The organism is Nocardia sp. NBC_01329, from assembly GCF_035956715.1.
In the GTDB taxonomy this organism is placed as follows: Bacteria; Actinomycetota; Actinomycetes; order Mycobacteriales; family Mycobacteriaceae; genus Nocardia.
The window spans coordinates 891,631-907,864 of record NZ_CP108381.1 but is presented as its reverse complement, the minus strand read 5'-3'; the positions used below and the strand labels follow the sequence as shown (position 1 = coordinate 907,864).

Annotated in this window: 13 protein-coding genes and 1 pseudogene; 4 read left to right on the top strand and 10 right to left on the bottom strand. The window is 67.0% G+C overall.

The genetic code is table 11. The features are described from left to right. Nucleotides 1–118: 118 nt before the first annotated feature. From ilvC to OG405_RS04225, 3 genes are all read right to left on the bottom strand, one after another. The gene (gene ilvC, locus OG405_RS04235) at nt 119–1,120 is read right to left on the bottom strand and encodes a ketol-acid reductoisomerase (RefSeq protein WP_327150331.1); all 1,002 of its coding nucleotides are present in this window, start codon (nt 1,118–1,120) and stop codon (nt 119–121) included. 114 nt (nt 1,121–1,234) lie between these two features. Then, nucleotides 1,235–1,738 carry an acetolactate synthase small subunit gene (gene ilvN / locus OG405_RS04230; protein ID WP_058856806.1) on the bottom strand — a complete coding sequence of 168 codons (504 nt, stop codon included), beginning with the start codon at nt 1,736–1,738 and terminating at the stop codon, nt 1,235–1,237. Then, nucleotides 1,735–3,654 (bottom strand): acetolactate synthase large subunit, encoded by a 1,920-nt coding sequence (locus OG405_RS04225; protein ID WP_327150330.1) that lies wholly within the window; start codon nt 3,652–3,654, stop codon nt 1,735–1,737. Before OG405_RS04225 ends, ilvN begins: the two co-directional genes overlap by 4 nt. Nucleotides 3,655–4,045: 391 nt before the next feature. Here OG405_RS04225 and OG405_RS04220 point away from each other — a divergent pair, with 391 nt between their 5' ends. Then, complete coding sequence (locus OG405_RS04220) at nt 4,046–4,636, top strand: PH domain-containing protein (protein ID WP_327150329.1); 591 nt, start codon at nt 4,046–4,048, stop codon at nt 4,634–4,636. Nucleotides 4,637–4,733: 97 nt separating this feature from the next. Continuing rightward, complete coding sequence (gene ilvD / locus OG405_RS04215; RefSeq protein ID WP_327150328.1) at nt 4,734–6,575, top strand: dihydroxy-acid dehydratase; 1,842 nt, start codon at nt 4,734–4,736, stop codon at nt 6,573–6,575. A 76-nt stretch (nt 6,576–6,651) separates the two neighbouring features. Here the strand turns inward: ilvD and OG405_RS04210 are convergent, their stop codons facing one another. Continuing rightward, nucleotides 6,652–7,515: a DoxX family protein gene (locus tag OG405_RS04210; protein WP_327150327.1), complete on the bottom strand. Its 864-nt coding sequence runs from the start codon at nt 7,513–7,515 to the stop codon at nt 6,652–6,654. A gap of 169 nt (nt 7,516–7,684) precedes the next feature. On the opposite strand from OG405_RS04210, the gene OG405_RS04205 reads away from it, so the two are divergent. Further along, entirely contained in the window at nt 7,685–8,791 is a 1,107-nt protein-coding gene (locus OG405_RS04205; protein ID WP_327150326.1) for a PQQ-dependent sugar dehydrogenase, read from the top strand. A gap of 332 nt (nt 8,792–9,123) precedes the next feature. Here OG405_RS04205 and OG405_RS04200 read toward each other — a convergent pair whose 3' ends face one another. Further along, the gene (locus OG405_RS04200) at nt 9,124–9,807 is read right to left on the bottom strand and encodes a class I SAM-dependent methyltransferase (RefSeq protein ID WP_327150325.1); all 684 of its coding nucleotides are present in this window, start codon (nt 9,805–9,807) and stop codon (nt 9,124–9,126) included. A gap of 61 nt (nt 9,808–9,868) precedes the next feature. Here OG405_RS04200 and OG405_RS04195 point away from each other — a divergent pair, with 61 nt between their 5' ends. Then, the gene (locus tag OG405_RS04195) at nt 9,869–10,504 is read left to right on the top strand and encodes a TetR/AcrR family transcriptional regulator (RefSeq protein ID WP_327150324.1); all 636 of its coding nucleotides are present in this window, start codon (nt 9,869–9,871) and stop codon (nt 10,502–10,504) included. A gap of 351 nt (nt 10,505–10,855) precedes the next feature. Here OG405_RS04195 and OG405_RS04190 read toward each other — a convergent pair. The 5 genes and pseudogenes from OG405_RS04190 to OG405_RS04170 all read right to left on the bottom strand — a co-directional run bounded on the left by OG405_RS04190 (nt 10,856) and on the right by OG405_RS04170 (nt 16,234). Then, a pseudogene (locus OG405_RS04190) lies at nt 10,856–11,496 on the bottom strand (GyrI-like domain-containing protein). Beyond that, nucleotides 11,474–12,013, bottom strand: a complete 540-nt coding sequence (locus OG405_RS04185; protein ID WP_327150323.1) for a PadR family transcriptional regulator — start codon at nt 12,011–12,013, stop codon at nt 11,474–11,476. Before OG405_RS04185 ends, OG405_RS04190 begins: the two are co-directional and overlap by 23 nt. Nucleotides 12,014–12,141: 128 nt before the next feature. Further along, nucleotides 12,142–13,650 (bottom strand): Asp-tRNA(Asn)/Glu-tRNA(Gln) amidotransferase subunit GatB, encoded by a 1,509-nt coding sequence (gatB, locus tag OG405_RS04180; protein WP_327150322.1) that lies wholly within the window; start codon nt 13,648–13,650, stop codon nt 12,142–12,144. 43 nt (nt 13,651–13,693) lie between these two features. Then, a complete protein-coding gene (locus OG405_RS04175) occupies nt 13,694–15,079 on the bottom strand; it encodes an alpha/beta hydrolase family protein (RefSeq protein ID WP_327150321.1) in 1,386 nt (461 codons plus the stop codon). Between the two features lie 120 nt (nt 15,080–15,199). Continuing rightward, entirely contained in the window at nt 15,200–16,234 is a 1,035-nt protein-coding gene (locus tag OG405_RS04170) for an ATP-dependent 6-phosphofructokinase (RefSeq protein WP_327150320.1), read from the bottom strand.

Here is a 16,234-nt window from a genome sequence, read left to right as displayed (position 1 = left end):
ACAGCACATCGCGTACCGCAGAGCTGCACAGGGCCGAGGACAAACCGACTCTGTCGGGACAATGCAGAAGGGTCCGTTCCTACTGTCGCGAACGGACCCTTCTGTGTGGTGGTGCAGGCTAGGCGGTTTCGGTGATCGGCCGGTCCACCCAGCTCATCAGATCGCGCAGCTTCTTACCGGTGACCTCGATCGGGTGCTCGGCGTTCTGCTTGCGCAGGCCCTCGAGCTCCTTGTTGCCACCCTCGACATTGGCGACCAGGCGCTTGACGAAGGTGCCGTCCTGGATGTCCTTGAGAATGTCCTGCATCCGCTTCTTGGTGTCGGCGTCGATAACCCGCGGACCCGACAGGTAGCCACCGAACTCAGCCGTGTCGGAGACCGAGTAGTTCATCCGGGCGATACCGCCCTCGTACATCAGGTCGACGATCAGCTTCAGCTCGTGCAGCACCTCGAAGTAGGCCATCTCCGGGGCGTAACCGGCCTCGACCATGACCTCGAAACCGGTCTTGACCAGTTCCTCGGTGCCGCCGCAGAGCACGGCCTGCTCACCGAAGAGGTCGGTTTCGGTCTCTTCCTTGAAGGTGGTCTTGATGACGCCGGCGCGGGTGCCGCCGATGCCCTTGGCGTACGACAGTGCCAGGGCCTGGCCCTCGCCCTTCGGGTCCTGCTCGATGGCGATCAGGGCGGGGACACCCTTGCCGTCGACGAACTGGCGGCGCACCAGGTGGCCGGGGCCCTTGGGGGCGACCATGCCGATGGTGATCTCGGCAGCCGGCTTGATCAGGCCGAAGTGGATATTGAGGCCGTGGCCGAAGAACAGGGCGTCGCCGTCCTTCAGGTTGGGCTCGATGTCATTGGTGAAGATCGACGCCTGGGCGGTGTCGGGGGCGAGCAGCATGATGAGGTCGGCCCACTCGGAAACCTCGGCGGGCGTACCGACGGTCAGCCCGGCCTCTTCGGCCTTGGCCCGCGACTTGGAGCCTTCCTTGAGGCCGATGCGGACCTCGACGCCGGAGTCGCGCAAGCTCAGCGAATGCGCGTGCCCCTGGCTGCCGTAACCGATCACCGCGACCTTGCGGCCCTGGATGATCGACAGGTCGGCATCGTCGTCATAGAACATCTCGACTGCCACTTGGTGGTATCCCTTCTGACTATTTCGTTACCCGCAACGCGCGGGAAACGGTAAAACGAGGCACGGAAGACGGGCCGGACGCGGGTGCGCCCGGCCGCGGGTTCAGCGGGTGGCGGTGATGGACTTCGGTCCGCGGCCCACGGCCACCACCCCGGATTGCACGATCTCCCGGATGCCGTACGGCTCGAGCATCCGCAGCAGCGCGTCGAGCTTGGACCGGGTGCCGGTCGCCTCGACGGTGAGCGCGTCGGGCGAGACGTCGATGACCTTGGCGCGGAACAGGTTGACCGATTCGATCACCTGGGTGCGCACACTGGCGTCGGCACGGACCTTCACCAGGATCAGTTCGCGGGCCACGGAGGTGTCCGGGTCCTGCTCGACGATCTTGATCACGTTCACCAGCTTGTTCAGCTGTTTGGTGACCTGTTCCAGCGGCAGATCGTCCACGGTGACCACGATGGTCATCCGAGAGATCTCCTTGACCTCGGTCGCCCCGACCGCGAGGGATTCGATATTGAAACCGCGGCGGGAGAACAGGCTGGCCACCCGGGCGAGCACGCCGGGCTTGTCCTCGACCAGGACGCTGAGGGTGTGGGTGGTGCTCATGATGGGTTCCCCTCGGCCTGCTCACGGTTCATGGCTTCGTGGATGACGGCGGGTTCGGCGGCCTGCTCATCCTCGTCGAACAGCGGCCGGATACCTCGGGCCGCCATGATCTCGTCGTTGCTGGTGCCGGAGGCGACCATCGGCCACACCTGGGCGTCCTTACCGACGATGAAATCGATCACCACGGGACGGTCGTCGATCGACTGGGCCTCACGGATCGCGGCCTCGACGTCTTCTTCCCTCTCCACCCGGATCCCGTGGCAGCCCAGCGCCTCCGCGAGCTTCACGAAATCGGGGATGCGCAGACCGTGGGTCTTGAGGTCGGTATTGGAGTAGCGCTGGTCGTAGAACAGGGTCTGCCACTGGCGGACCATGCCCAGGTTGCCGTTGTTGATCAGCGCGACCTTGATCGGCACACCCTCCACCGCGCAGGTGGCGAGTTCCTGATTGGTCATCTGGAAGCAGCCGTCACCGTCGACCGCCCACACCTCACGGTCGGGCTGACCCATCTTGGCGCCCATGGCGGCCGGCACCGCGTAACCCATGGTTCCAGCGCCGCCGGAGTTCAGCCAGGTGCGCGGCTTCTCGTACTTGATGAACTGGGCGGCCCACATCTGGTGCTGGCCGACGCCCGCGCAGTAGATCGCATCGGGCCCGGCCAGCCGCCCCAGGGTCTCGATGACGAATTCCGGCGACACCGATCCGTCGGCCGGCTTGGTCCAGCCGAGCGGGTAGGACTCACGGACACCGTCGAGGTAGACCCGCCAGGCGGTCAGGTCGAGTTCGAAACCGGCCGGGTCGGCGCGCAGGGTTTCGATGAGTTCGGTGATCACCTCGCGGCAGTCGCCGACGATCGGCACATCGGCGTGCCGGTTCTTGCCGATCTCGGCCGGGTCGATATCGGCATGGATGATCTTGGCGCTCGGTGCGAACGAATCCAGCCGACCGGTGACACGGTCGTCGAACCGGGCGCCGAGGGTGATCAGCAGATCCGACTTCTGCAGGGCGGCCACCGCGGCCACGGTGCCGTGCATACCCGGCATACCCATATTGAGTTCGTGGCTGTCGGGGAACGCACCGCGCGCCATCAGAGTGGTGACCACCGGGATACCGGTGAGTTCGGCGAGCTCGAGCAGTTCGGCCGACGCGTCCGACTTGATCACACCACCGCCGACGTAGAGCACGGGCTGAGCGGATTCGGCGATCAACCGGGCGGCCTCGCGCACCTGCTTACCGTGCGGTTTGGTGACCGGACGGTAGCCGGGCAGCCGCATCTCCGGCGGCCAGCTGAAGGTCGTCTGCTCCTGCAGCACATCTTTCGGGATATCGACCAGCACCACACCGGGTCTTCCGCTCGACGCCAGATAGAAGGCCTCGGCGAGGATGCGCGGGATATCGGCGGCGTCTTTGATCAGGAAGTTGTGCTTGGTGATCGGCATGGTGATGCCGGAGATATCGGCTTCCTGAAACGCGTCGGTACCGATCAGGCTGCGGCCGACCTGACCGGTGATCGCGACCATCGGCACCGAGTCCATCTGGGCGTCCGCGATCGGGGTCACCAGGTTGGTCGCGCCGGGGCCGGAAGTGGCCATACAGACGCCGACCTTGCCGGTGGCCTGGGCATACCCGGTGGCCGCGTGGCCCGCGCCCTGCTCGTGCCGCACGAGCACATGGCGCACTTTGGTGGAATCGAAGAGCGGATCGTAGAGCGGAAGGACAGCGCCACCCGGAATGCCGAATACGGTGTCGACGCCGAGCTCCTCGAGGGAGCGGACGACGGACTGCGCGCCGATGACCCGCTCGGGCGGGACCTGGCGGCGGTTCGCCGGGGTGGTCGGAGCGCCGGCGGGGGCCGGCGTATTCGAAGGCGCGGGCCTGCGGGCCGCGGGCCCGGGCCGGGTAGTTGGTGCGCTCACCGTCTTGGTTCCTTACTGCTTGTCGTTCACTGGTCCCGACATAAAAAAGCCCCCGACAGCCGGCGGCTGTTCGAGGGTGGCGCGTCGCAGTGCGAGCTGACGTATTCGACTCCGGATCGTCTGGCTCAGCGCTGGACGCGCCGGCCGATTACGAGCATCTCGTTTCGATTCACGCGCATGACGGTATGTGTGCGTGTGGTGCGGAGTCAAACAGCTGACCGCCGACTTCCCATTATGTGGGAAGGTAGCGGGTGCTCACGCCGGTCCACCATGATGCGAGGATGGTGAGGTGTCATCACCGCATCAGTCCGTGCCACCACCTGAATCGTCCCACAACCCCGCCGCCGCGGAGGTAACGGGTAGGGATTCGGCGCCGCCGGGACCGACGCGTGTGATCCGCACGACACGGCTGTCCTTCCTCGGCGTGTTCCTCCTGGCGATGTGCGTGTTCTTCCCCATCGTCGGCTGGCCCGGCGGACTTTTCTGGCTGGCGATCATCCCGATCGCGGCACTGGTCTGGATCGTGCGGACCCAGACCACCGTCTCCCCGCGCGGGCTGGATCTCCGGTCGGTGTTCTCGTCCCGGCATATCGACTGGGCACAGGTGCGGGGCCTCAGCATTCCCAAGCGCGGATTCGTACGGGCACACCTCGACGACGACACCGAGGTATCCCTGCCGGCCGTGAGCTACGACCGTTTGCGTGATCTGGTGGACGCCTCGGGTGGGCGTATCCCGGACCCGTTCGCGATTCCCGATCCGACCACAGCAGATTCTCCGGCCGCCGATTCCGCTGTCGGGGATTCCGCTGCCGGGGAAGCCGTCACCGACGATGCCGAAACCGGCGACTCCGCACCCGGCGCGGCCACGGCGAACACCGCCACCGATCGATCCGAGTCCGGCGACTCCGCCGCAACAGGCGCCAGCGCCCCGGCTCCGCGAGCTCCCGATACCGAAACCGGGTCCACTTCCGGGCGGGAGTAGCCTGAGGAATCGCCGATCGCACCGCACGCGCGGTCATCTGCTCGGGCGATACGGCGCAGTCGCATTCGTTCCGCCCGCGACCAGACCGAGGACACTCATGCCACCGCTTCGTTCCCGAACAACCACCATCGGCCGCAATGCCGCCGGCGCCCGCGCCCTGTGGCGGGCCACCGGTATGACCGACTCCGATTTCGGTAAGCCGATCGTCGCGATCGCCAACTCCTACACCCAGTTCGTGCCCGGGCACGTACACCTGAAGAACGTGGGCGACATCGTGGCCGCCGCGGTACGGGAAGCGGGTGGGGTACCGCGCGAATTCCACACCATCGCGGTGGACGACGGTATCGCCATGGGTCACGGCGGCATGCTCTACTCGCTGCCCAGCCGCGAGATCATCGCCGACTCGGTGGAATACATGGCGAACGCGCACACCGCCGACGCGCTGGTGTGCATCTCCAACTGCGACAAGATCACCCCCGGCATGCTGAATGCCGCCATGCGGTTGAACATCCCCGCGGTGTTCGTCTCCGGTGGACCGATGGAAGCCGGCAAGGCCGTGGTGGTGGGTGGTGTGGCCCAAGCACCCACCGACCTGATCACCGCCATATCGGCGAGCGCGAACTCCGCCGTGACCGACGAAGGGCTCGACGAGGTCGAGCGCAGTGCCTGCCCGACCTGCGGATCCTGCTCCGGCATGTTCACCGCGAACTCCATGAACTGCCTCACCGAGGCGCTGGGTCTGGCCCTGCCGGGCAACGGTTCCACGCTGGCCACCCACGCCGCGCGACGGGCGCTGTTCGAGCGGGCCGGCCGGGTGATCGTCGATATCGCGACCCGTTGGTACCGCGACGACGACGCGACGGTGCTGCCGCGCAATGTGGCGAACGACAAAGCCTTCCGCAATGCGATGGCCCTGGACGTCGCGATGGGCGGTTCGACCAATACCGTGCTGCACACCCTGGCCGCGGCCCAGGAGGGTGAGATCGACTTCGATCTGCACACCATCGAAACCATCAGCCGCAACGTGCCGACCCTGTCGAAGGTGGCGCCGAACTCCGACTATCACATGGAGGATGTGCACCGGGCCGGCGGGATTCCCGCCATCCTCGGTGAGCTGCGCCGGGCCGGGCTGTTGGAAACCGATGTGACGACGGTGCACAGCGCCACGGTGGACGAATGGCTCGATGCCTGGGATATCCGTTCGGGTAAGGCGTCGGCGGAAGCGCTCGAACTCTTCCACGCGGCGCCGGGCGGGGTGCGCACCACCGAACCGTTCTCGACCGATAACCGCTGGTCGTCACTGGATACCGATGCGGCGGGCGGTTGCATCCGCGATAGCGAACACGCCTATACCGTCGAAGGCGGGCTGGTGGTATTGCGCGGCAATATCGCGGTGGACGGCGCGGTGCTCAAGACCGCCGGTATCGACGAGGAACTGTTCTCCTTCGAGGGCCCGGCCGTCGTAGTGGAGTCCCAGGAGGAAGCCGTGTCGGTGATCCTGGGCAAGAAGATCCAGCCCGGCGATGTGCTCGTGGTGCGTTACGAGGGTCCGGCGGGTGGCCCGGGCATGCAGGAGATGCTGCACCCGACCGCGTTCCTCAAGGGCGCGGGTCTGGGTAAACAGTGCGCCCTGATCACCGACGGACGGTTCTCCGGTGGCACCTCGGGTCTGTCGATCGGCCATATCTCGCCGGAAGCGGCCAGTGGCGGCGTGATCGGCCTGGTGGAGAACGGTGACCGGATCCGCATCGATGTCGCGACCCGGGCTCTGGAGGTCCTCGTCGACGACACGGTTCTGGCGGAGCGCCGGTCCAAGATGGAAGCCCGCGAACGTCCGTGGCAGCCGCAGAACCGGGAACGGCCGGTCACCACCGCACTGCGTGCCTACGCCGCGCTGGCGACCTCGGCCGATAAGGGCGCGGTCCGGCACGTGCCGTGACCCCAGACGAAAAGGCGCCCCCTCGAATCCAAGATCTTCGGGATCCGAGGGGGCGCCTTCGCGGCTACCGGGCAGATCAGTCGAACGGACCGATACCGGTCAGCGGATTACCATCCTTGAGCCACCAATACGTGAGCACCGCGGCGGCTACGGCCAGCACGAATACCACGAACGAACCGACCCCCGGTCGCGTCGCCCAGCCACGCCCCCGGTCCAACGACCAGCGCCCCGGCCCCGTGAAGATTACGGCGACGGCCGCACCGGCGAGGATGCTCTCCATCTCCACCGCGCCCGGACCGGCCTTGTATTGGAAACCCGGATGCATACCCTGCTTCCAGAACCAGGCGTCCAGGATCACCGCGAGCACCGCGCCCGCGGCAAGCGGTGTGGCCAGGCCCAGGATCAGCAGTGCGCCACCGCCGACCTCGCCGGCGGTCACCATGGCGGCGGCGAGCGAGGGATGCTTCCAGCCGCTGCTCTCCATCATGGTCTTGGTGCCGTCGAGGCCGGGGCCGTGGAACCAGCCGGTCAGCTTCTGCAGGCCGTGGTAGAGGAAGGTGGCACCGACGACCAACCGGAGGATGAAGAGCCCGAAGTCGAGGGTGCCGCGGCGGCCGTCGCCGTCGCGGCGGCGCAGGCCCCTACTGGGCGGATTTCCGGCCGGCGGGATGCTGGCGTATTCGTAGGTGCTGTCGCGGCTCCCGGGGCCGCCGGACCCGACGGGTCCGGGAGTATCGGCCGGTGTGCCGCCTGTGGTCGCCGATGCGTTCACCGGGATCTCCTTGGTCATGGCCACTTTGGGGAACTGGCCGGTCGGGGAATCGTAGGGACTCCCGACCCCGCCCGCGGTAGTCGATACCGCGCGCTGCTCTCCGGTAGACAGATTCCCGGGCCCCGCGGCCTCGGGGGACGCGGACCCGTTTCTCGCCTTGGCACTCACTCCTCAACCCTAAGCCGCCGACCCTCCTGGCACCTGCTGAATCAGCGGCGTGTCCGCGCCACACCCGACCCATGTGTCACACACGGACAGGCCCGGACCGAACCGGCGCTTCCACTCACGGCGGGCCTCTGGGGCACGGCCGGCGCCATTTCCACTACGTTGGACGATTATGAGGTCGGTTGGCGCGCGGCGCGTGACGGTGGGGCTGGTACTCGGGGCGTTGGCGCTGAGTGGATGCGCCCGATTCGACGATTCCGCATCCAGTCCGTTCACCGAGGAGCCGACGCTGGACGGCGCGGAATTGGAGCCGACCAAACCCAAGCAGTCCGAGAGTTCCACCACCCGACCCAGCGGTCCGTGTATCGACCCCGATCCGGCCGTGGTGGTCAGCTGCCTCGACACCACCGGCGGGCTGATCGAAATGGGCGGATACGCGCTGGTGGCCGAACGCCGCACCGGGCGGATCCTGCAGGTCGCGCCGGAGCAGCAGCCGATCGAGGTGGCCAAGGTCGATGTCGATCCCGCGGGTGACGGCGGGTTGAGCGATATCGCGGTCTCCCCCACCTATCCCGAGGACGGGCTGATCTACGCCTATGTCACCACCGGCAGCGACAACCGGGTGGTGCGGGTCGCCGAGGGTGGCCCGGCGAAACCGGTCTTGACGGGAATCCCCAAGGGCACCACCGGTAATCGCGGCGCGATCGACTGGTCGAAACCCGATCAGATGCTGGTACTCACCGGCGATGCCGGCGATCCCGCGGCGGCATCCGATCCCGGGAGCAAGGCCGGGAAACTGTTGCGGGTGAACAACCCGAGCTCCAACGGCAACGCTCCTACGGAGGTCGCGGTGTCGGGAATCGGCTCGGCCGGCGATATCTGCCTCGGCGACGATCAGATCTGGATCACCGACCGCACCCCCACTATGGACCGCCTCCAGCGGCTGGGCCCAGACGGTGTGGTCACCACGGCGTGGACCTGGCCCGACCGTCCAGGAGCGGCCGGTTGTGCGGTGACGCCCGAGGGCGTGGCGATCGCGCTGACCGACGCGAAGGCACTCGCCATGGCCACACCGGACCCCAAGACTTTCGCGGTCACCGCACCTCCCAGCGTTTTCGTCGCGAACAAATACGGCCGCCTGCTCGGTGCGACACCCTCGATGGACGGGACGATCTGGGTGTCGACGGCGAACAAATCCGACGGCGGCCAGCCCACTCCGAACGACGACCGTGTAGTGCGCATCCCGCCTCCCACCGCCGGCGGTGGCGGCCCGGACTAGCGTTTCGCCGACCGGAGTGATGGAACGCCGAATCACGAAACCCGCGTTCCATTCGCACGCCAGGATCCTGCTCCGCAGGTCACCACCCCGGACCACCTGCACACGCCACGGCGTCAACCGCAGGATGCGTAGCTGCGGATCCTCGATTCCCTTCCAGAACTGGCCAAGCGAATATCCTGCCCCGGCGGGACTTGTCCGGGCAAGGCTGTTGAGCGCTGCGTGGCTCGCCACCGCGACTGCCTTCGCGCCACTGAACCTCATCCAACCGACCGAGCGAATCCACCCGAGCCGGCGCCGAGGGTTGATGGCGAGCCACTCACGCCTCCAACCGATTAGGAATCACTCGTCTCAGGTGCACGGCCCAGCGTAAACCAGAAGGTCGGGACCGGATTGGTACCCGGTATGACGTCGAGTAGTTCCCAGCCGGGGAACTTGGTGCGGAGCTCATCGGCGGTGACGCCCTCCGCCCATGAGGTGACCTCGGGCATCGGGTTGCCGACCGGCTCAGGACCGTAGCCGAACATCAGCAGTCGCGCTCCGGGGGCGGCGCGATCGGTGAGTCCGGCGGCGTAGGCGTCGCGGCGGTGCGGCGGGATCCCGCAGTAACAGCTCAGGTCGAAGAACAGGTCGAAGGGGCCGGGCACGTCCAGCTCGTCGAGGCGGGTGGCGTCGCCGTGCAGGACGCGTACCGCCGCTCCCGCTGCCGAGGCCTTTTCTCTGGCTTGAGCGACGGCGCTGTCGATCAGGTCGACGGCCGTCACTTCCCAGCCGTGCCGTGCGAGGTAGGTGGCGTTGGTGCCTGTGCCGCAACCGAGTTCGAGGGCGCGGCCCAGCGGCAGAGTGTCGTTTCCTTCTACCAGGGCGACCAGTTCCGGCGGCGTCACGCCGGTATCCCAGGGTGCCTTACCGGCGCTGTAGTACCTCTCCAATGCGTGGTAGACGGACTCCTCTTCCCGGTCTCGCTGCGTTGTGTTCGCGCCGAAGCCGGGCTTGCGGGTGGTGCCGGAATGGTCCATTGCTTCCTCCAACAAATTAGAGTCAAACTCTAGTGACTATATCTAGAGATACACTTGCAAGATGGAAAGCGTCAAGCCGGACAAGCGAGGCGAGCGTTCCCGACGCACGCGCGAAAAGATCGTCGACGCGGCTCGTGAGCTGTTCGTCGCGCAGGGCTACGGGGCGACGAACCTGCAGGAAATAGCGGATCGAGCGGGCGTAGCGGTTCAGACGGTGTACTTCGTCTTCCACAACAAGCGCACGCTGTTCAAGGACGTCGTCGATACGGCGATCGCCGGGGATGCCGAGCCGGTCGCGACTATGGATCGGGAGTGGTTTCGTGCCGCGTGCGCCGAGCCCACTGCGGCCGGGCAACTACGCGTGCACGTCCACGGCACCCGTGAGATCTTGGGCCGGGTCGCCCCGATCATGCCGCTGATCGCGGCTGCCGCGGCCACCGACCCGGAGATCGCCGCGCAATGGCCGGATGGCCCCGACCCGCGTTACACCGTGCAGTACTCAGCGGCCGAAGCCCTGGTCAGCAAGCCCGACGCCCGCCCCGGCCTCTCCGCCGGGATGGCGGCGGACCTGCTATTCGGCCTGCTCAGTCCGCAGCTCTACCTGATCTTCGTCCGCGACCGCGACTGGTCATCGCAGACGTGGGAAGAGTGGGCCGGCACCACCTTGATCTCCCAACTCTGCGCCGATCTCGGCTGATCGGGCGATCGTCCTGCGAATATCGACATCCAGAAACCGCCGCACCCCTGCTGCTGCGTGCCCTGGGAACCAAGCAGCATTCGACAGAGCCTCAGCACTCAGCGAGCCAGCCGGTGTCGGATGTAAGCCGGATGGGCCGCACCGACCTCGATGCGGCTCTCATCAAGACCGTTTGACGATCCGCGGACAGTCCCCAGCGAAGGCGAACTCCACAGCCACTGTCCCCGCTGCCAGGTCACGGCCCGCCGGCCGCCGCTCGAGCAGCGCGACCCTCGCAGTTCCCGGCCGACGGACGGTTCGGGGCGTTCATCACTGTGACGTCGCCGGCGGCAGCCGGCCGAGGCGATTGACTCAGGAAATCCGCGGGGCGACCGGTTGCCGGAGGATCGTGCGGAGTTTCTCCGGCGCGACCTTGCGAGGATCGCCGAGATAGATCTCGTGATGCCGGCCGGCCATCCGGAATCCGTTGTCCGGAACGAACTCGTGATGCATCCGGGCGAGCAGCTCGGCCTCGTCGTCGTAGGAGCCGATGTGCAGGGTCTGCACGCAGCGACCCTCCGACAACGTGGCCAGGCGTACCTCGAGCAGGCGTTGGGGATGGTCCTTGTCCGCGATCTGCGCGACCGCGGCCGCGAACATCTCCGGGCCGATCCAGTCGGGCACCATGATCATCAGAGTCCAGTCCCACGCGATTTATCACGTGACGCGGTGAAAGCATCCATATCCTCGGCCCACCACAGGCCTTCCAGCGGCATGACGACGTAGTCGCGGCCGAGATCGCGTTTGCTGGCGAACTTGAGTTTGTAGGCCAATGGGTAGAGCGCCTCGGTGGCGTGCGCGAAATCCGGATCGGTGTTCGGGTCGCCGTGCCCGTCGATCATGAGGTATCGCAGATCGGGCACGTCCACTACCTCGAACCGGCCCCGCGGGGCGCGGTATGCCGCGATCTGCTTCTTGAAGTCGGCCTTGTCAGTCGACGTGTCGTTCGCCATCGGATACCTGGGCCCGCTGCGCGAGCCACGACCTCTCTGCCTCCAGGAGGCTCAGGGAATAGGAGAAGACCTCGCGCGCCGGTAGCGGGAGAGGTGATTGTGCCGTCGCGGCGGCCTCGACCGCGGCGATACGCGCTTCGACCTGCTGCAGGCGACCGCGCAGTGCGCGCGCGTAGTCGGATGCGGCGAGCAACGGCAGGTTCGCGACGCCCACCAGGAAGGGGTTCGGCACCGGACGCAACTCCGTCACGAGCGCCAGCGCACCGCGCACCGCGGCCTCCTGCCCGGTGGCCGTGGCGTGGAATACCCGCCGGCCCTTCGCGGCCGCGGGTTCGTCGGGAACGTGGAGGAGGCCGCGTTTCTCCAGTTTGGTGAGCAGGTAGTAGATCGAGGAGAAACCGATCTCGGTCCATTGCCGTACGCCGCGCCGTTCGATGGCCTGCTCCAGGTCGTAGCCGTGCTGCGGGCGTTCGATGAGCAGACCCAGGACGATCAGTTCGGAGGGCGTGAGTTCCACGCCGCTATTCTAGCGCTAGAATAGCCGCGATGAACAGTCCGGCCGGTACACGAAGAAGAGCCGGAGTCACAAGGACTCCGGCTCTCTCCCGCCACCGGCGGGCAATCGAAGAGCTGGGCGAACTACCGCTACTCCGCGCAGGCGGCGAGTACCAGTTCCCGCACCCGGGCCGCGTCGGCCTGGCCACGCGTGGCCTTCATGACATCACCGACGATCTTGCCCGCGGCCTGCACCTTGCCGGACCGGATCTTGTCCGCGATATCGGGGTTGGTGGCCAGCGCCTTGTCGACCTCGGCCTGCAGGGCGCTGTCATCGCTGACCATGCCGAGACCCTTGGTCTCCACGATATGGGTCGGATCGCCCGCACCGTCGAGCACGAGATCGACCACCTGCTTGGCGACCTTGTTGTTCACCGTCTTGTTCTCGACCAGACCGATCACCTCCGCCACCTGCGCCGGCGTGATCGGCAGATCTTCGAGCTCGACACCGCGTTCATTGGCCTTCTCGGTGAGATAAGCGACCCACCAGGAACGTGCCTCCTTGGCGGGGGCGCCGGCGTCGACCGTGGCGATGATCAGGTCCAGCGCACCGGCGTTCACCAGATCGCGCATGACCTCGTCGGAAACACCCCAATCCGACTGGATACGCGCGCGGCGCAACCACGGATATTCGGGGAGGGTGCCGCGCAGCTGTTCCACCCACGCGGTATCCGGCGCGACCGGTTCCAGGTCGGGTTCGGGGAAATACCGGTAGTCCTCGGCGGTCTCCTTACGGCGGCCCGGCGAAGTGGAACCGCCGGCCTCGTGGAAGTGCCGGGTCTCCTGGATGATCTCACCGCCGCCTGCCAGCACCGCGGCCTGGCGGCGCATCTCGAACCGCACCGCGACCTCGACGCTCTTGAGCGAGTTCACGTTCTTGGTCTCGGTACGGGTACCGAAGACATCGGCACCGATCGGCATGAGCGAGACGTTGGCATCGCAGCGCAGCGAACCGTGTTCCATCCGGACATCGGAGACGTTCAGGGATTTCAGCAGATCGCGCAGCGCGGTCACATACGCGCGGGCGACCTCGGGCGCGCGGTCACCGGCGCCGGTGATGGGTTTGGTGACGATCTCGATGAGCGGCACCCCGGCCCGGTTGTAATCGAGCAGTGAATGACTCGCGCCGTGGATACGGCCGGTCGCACCGCCGACGTGCACCGATTTCCCGGTGTCCTCTTCCATATGAGCACGTTCGATCTCGACCCGGAAAATGGTGCCGTCGTCGAGCGGGACCTCGAGATAGCCTTCGGTCGCGATGGGCTCGTCGTATTGACTGATCTGGTAGTTCTTCGGCTGATCCGGGTAGAAGTAGTTCTTACGCGCGAACCGGCCCCACGGGGTGATGGAACAGTTGAGCGCCAGGCCGATCCGGATCGCCGATTCGACGGCCTGCTGATTGACCACCGGCAGCGAACCGGGCATGCCCAGGCATACCGGGCAGACCTGAGTGTTGGGATCCGCGCCGAACGTGGTCGGGCAACCGCAGAACATCTTGGTCGCGGTGTTCAGCTCGACATGGACCTCCATGCCCAGCACCGGCTCGTACCGGGTGAGGACCTCGGCGTAATCCATGAGTTCGACGGTGGGTGCGCTCATGGCCCACAGTGTATGCGTGCAGGTGCCACCCTTCGGTGGGCGGTCAGTCCACCGGAATCCGGTCTCCCAGCCAGCCGGTGATCGCATCGAGTGCCACCGGGTCGATGGTGGTCTCGATGGACTCGTACTCGGCCGGCAGACCGCTTCCCGCGGGTTGCATCAGATGGTTGAGTCCCTCCAGCACCGTGACCGTGGCCTCGGGATCGGCGCCCAGCAGATCGCGCATGGGTTGCTCGTTCTGCGCGGGCGGGACCTGGACATCCTTCGACCCGAAGAGCGCGAGCACCGGCATCCGCAGCGCCGACAACGCAGGAGCCGGATCGTAGGAGACCAGCGCGGCCATGTACGGAGTGTTCTGGCCGGTGATCTCCTCGGACGTGGCGCGCAGGTCCTTCGGCAACGTCCTGTTGTAGGTCTCCGACAGCCGCGCCGCCTTGGTGAGCTGACCGGCACGCAGCGCCGCGGTCCAGTCCCGCAGGAAGCCGAGATGGCGGTCGAGTTGTTCGGGAGAGGCTCCGGCACCGGCGAAAGTACGGCGGCCCTGCTCCAGGATGATATCGGTGCCCGGTACAGCGGGTCCGGCCATGAGGATAGTGAAGGCGACCCCGTTCTCCGGCCGGGCGGCGACGAGCGGGGCCAGATAGCCGCCCTCGGAATGCCCGAGCAGGCCGATCCGGTCCGGGTCGATCTCCGGGCGCTCACGCAGGAAACGCAGCCCGGCCTCGATGTCGCCGGCCAGATCTGCGTAGCTCGCCTGGTTCAGGTTTCCCCCGGTACCGCCGACCCCGCGATCGTCGGTGCGCAGGACCGCGTACCCCGCGCGGGTGAGCGTATCGGCCAGTAGCGAGAAGGGCTGATGCCCGGCGATCTCCTCGTTGCGGTCATGCGGCCCGCTGCCACCGATGAGTACGACGGTGGGTAGCGGTCCCGGCACGTCCGCGGGCCGGGTCAGGGTACCCGCCACCGTGACAGTGCCGCTCGGGTACGAAACATCCTCGGAAAGGTAGGGATACGGTGGCACCGGGAGTTGTGGGCGAGCCGGGGGGCCGACCGGCCGACGGTTGAGCCGCAGCCCGAAACTCCGCCCGGACTGGCGGAAATCGCCGACGATGGCATCGGCCGATTCGTCGAGCCGACCGGCGAATCGCGCGTCGCCAGGCACCTCCGGCACACCGAACTCCACCCGCTCGGGTTCGGCCACCACATCGTCGAGCACCCGCCCGGCAACCTGTTCCGCCGGGATATCTATGACCCCACTGCGCCGGCCGGTGAAATTCACCGCGACCACCAGCGGCGCCCCGGGGACCTCGATGGACCCGTGCCATTGCCCGCGCACCCGATCGTCGGCGGCGCCACCCGCGCAGCCGAAGACGACCGGGACGAGCACCGAAAGAACCGCAACCAGCAACACTCCCCTGCCATGGCGCATGGTCCGACTGTATCTCCGGGCTGTCGCCGGAACGGGGCGAAGCACCGTGGTAACGGTCGATTTCACCGAACGCGGGGCCCGAGAGCCCGCTGTCGCGCTGCCGACGAACCGGTGTGGTGCTCAGCCGAAGAAGGCCCGGGCCTCGTCGTAGCGGTCGGCCGGGACCCGTTTGAGCTGCTTCGTCGCCTCGTGCAATGGAACCAGCCCGATCTCGGTGCCGCGCAAGGCCACCATCTGACCGAAGTGCCCGGCGTGCACCGCTTCGGCGGCATGCAGGCCGAACCGGGTAGCCAGCACCCGGTCGTACGGGGAGGGGCTCCCACCGCGCTGCACATGCCCGAGCACCGTGGTCCGCACCTCTTTCCCGATCCGGCGCTCGATCTCCATGCCGAGTTGCTGGGCGACACCGGTGAACCGTTCGTGCCCGAATTCGTCGACCCCGCCCTCGCGCAGGGTGAACCCGGACTCCGGGGCGGGATGCGACCCTTCGGCGACCACACAGATGAAATGTTTGTCCCCGCGCTGGAAACGGCTCTTGATCAGGGCACAGACATCGGTCACGTCGAAGGGCTGTTCGGGGACCAGGGTCAGATGCGCGCCCGCCGCCATCCCGGCGTGCACGGCGATCCAGCCGGCATGGCGGCCCATGACCTCGATGAGCATCACCCGCTGATGCGATTCCGCCGTGGTGTGCAGGCGGTCGATGGCCTCGGTCGCGATGGACAGGGCGGTGTCGTGCCCGAAGGTGACATCGGTGCAGTCGATATCGTTGTCGATCGTCTTCGGGACGCCGACCACCGGGACGCCTTCTTCGGACAGCCAGCTGGCCGCGGTCAGCGTGCCCTCACCGCCGATCGGGATGAGCGCTTCGATGCCGTTGTCGTCGAGCGTCCGGCGGATCTGCCCGAGACCCGCGCGCAGCACATCCGGGTTGGTGCGCGCCGTACCGAGCATGGTGCCGCCCTTGGCGAGCAACCGGTCGGTGCGATCGTCGTTCTGGATCCGGACCTTGCGATCTTCCAGTAACCCGCGCCAGCCGTCCTCGAAGCCCACGATCGCGTCCCCGTAGCGGCCGTTCGCGGTGCGAACCACAGCACGGATCACCGCGTTCAGTCCCGGGCAGTCCCCACCTCCGGTCAGGATTCCGATGCGCAT

What these genes read in the sequence shown, in the direction of transcription:
- ilvD (WP_327150328.1), top strand. Translation starts at nt 4,734, where the DNA reads ATGCCACCGCTTCGTTCCCGAACAACCACCATCGGCCGCAATGCCGCC.
- OG405_RS04175 (WP_327150321.1), bottom strand. Translation starts at nt 15,079, where the DNA reads ATGCGCCATGGCAGGGGAGTGTTGCTGGTTGCGGTTCTTTCGGTGCTC.
- OG405_RS04170 (WP_327150320.1), bottom strand. Translation starts at nt 16,234, where the DNA reads ATGCGCATCGGAATCCTGACCGGAGGTGGGGACTGCCCGGGACTGAAC.
- OG405_RS04200 (WP_327150325.1), bottom strand. Translation starts at nt 9,807, where the DNA reads ATGGACCATTCCGGCACCACCCGCAAGCCCGGCTTCGGCGCGAACACA.
- gatB (WP_327150322.1), bottom strand. Translation starts at nt 13,650, where the DNA reads ATGAGCGCACCCACCGTCGAACTCATGGATTACGCCGAGGTCCTCACC.
- ilvN (WP_058856806.1), bottom strand. Translation starts at nt 1,738, where the DNA reads ATGAGCACCACCCACACCCTCAGCGTCCTGGTCGAGGACAAGCCCGGC.
- OG405_RS04205 (WP_327150326.1), top strand. Translation starts at nt 7,685, where the DNA reads ATGAGGTCGGTTGGCGCGCGGCGCGTGACGGTGGGGCTGGTACTCGGG.
- OG405_RS04195 (WP_327150324.1), top strand. Translation starts at nt 9,869, where the DNA reads ATGGAAAGCGTCAAGCCGGACAAGCGAGGCGAGCGTTCCCGACGCACG.
- ilvC (WP_327150331.1), bottom strand. Translation starts at nt 1,120, where the DNA reads ATGTTCTATGACGACGATGCCGACCTGTCGATCATCCAGGGCCGCAAG.